Origin of the sequence: Halorubrum sp. SP3, from assembly GCF_005435195.1 — an archaeon.
GTDB lineage: Archaea > Halobacteriota > Halobacteria > Halobacteriales > Haloferacaceae > Halorubrum > Halorubrum sodomense.
The window spans coordinates 1-318 of sequence record NZ_SGTU01000528.1 but is presented as its reverse complement, the minus strand read 5'-3'; the positions used below and the strand labels follow the sequence as shown (position 1 = coordinate 318).

1 protein-coding gene is annotated in these 318 nt (G+C 58.8%); it reads left to right on the top strand.

Features of this window, described 5'->3' with window-relative positions:
- Nucleotides 1-318: DNA polymerase domain-containing protein (locus EXE42_RS17460; RefSeq protein WP_137707109.1), on the top strand; the 318-nt coding region annotated here is incomplete at both ends.

The following is a 318-nucleotide window of genomic DNA, read 5'->3' as shown; positions in this document are numbered from 1 at the left end:
GGTCAGTACAAGGTCGTCTACGACCCACACGCCCCTGCGACGAAGTGGTCGTGTGACGACGGGGCTGGTCCCCGCTACGAGAAGGTCTACTTCCTCGCTCACGATGTCCAGAAGGGCTTTCTGACGGAGTGCGTTGAGGAACTGATCGACCTGAAGAACCAGTACCGCGGTACGTCGCTGTACGGGTCCACGAAGCGTGTGACCAACTCGATCTACGGCGTGTTGGGGTTCGCCACGGAGGAGTCGTCGTTTCGGCTGTTTGATTGGCGAATTGCCGAGGCGATTACCCTCTCGGGCCGAAAGATGATCCAGTTCTCT